1 protein-coding gene is annotated in these 552 nt (G+C 58.9%); it reads left to right on the top strand.

Annotated features, from left to right (window positions below):
• Window positions 1-85: 85 nt before the first annotated feature.
• The coding region (locus tag AA105894_RS15895) for a flagellin (RefSeq protein WP_267312595.1) at window positions 86-552 on the top strand (467 nt) is incomplete at its 3' end.

The raw sequence follows: 552 nt of genomic DNA, 5'->3' as shown, positions 1-552 counted from the left end.
CGTTTTTGGTAATCTTCTCTTATCCATTTCGGGATTTATGGTGTTTGCGTGGCCCGATATCTGGGCAAGCACCAGGAGAAATTCGATGAGCCTTTCGATCAACACCAATGCCTCGGCGATGGTTGCCGTTCAGACCCTGAACGCCACGCAGTCCGCCCTGAGCAGTGCAGAAAACACCATCTCGACCGGCCTGAAGGTCTCGAGCGCCGCTGACAACGCCGCTGCCTACGGCATTGCCCAGCAGATGCAGGGCAATGTTTCCGGCCAGTCCGCAGTCAATGACGGCCTCTCCTTTGCCGCACAGACGGTCAGCTCGACCAGCACTGCCGTCAACCAGATCATCAGCGTGCTCAACAGCGTTCAGAACGCCGTGACTTCGCTCGGCAACAACCAGGGCAGCCCCGCCGCCCTCGACCAGATCGGCACGCAGATCACCGGCCTGCTTCAGCAGATCGACACCATCTCGCGCAATGCCACGTTTAATGGCGTCAACCTGATCTCGGGTGCCACCAGCGACGGTCTGGGCATCACCGCCAGCGACCTGAAATATGT

It is taken from the genome of Asaia spathodeae NBRC 105894 (genome assembly GCF_025994195.1).
Taxonomy (GTDB): Bacteria; Pseudomonadota; Alphaproteobacteria; order Acetobacterales; family Acetobacteraceae; genus Asaia; species Asaia siamensis.
This window is presented reverse-complemented; position numbering and strand designations above follow the sequence as displayed.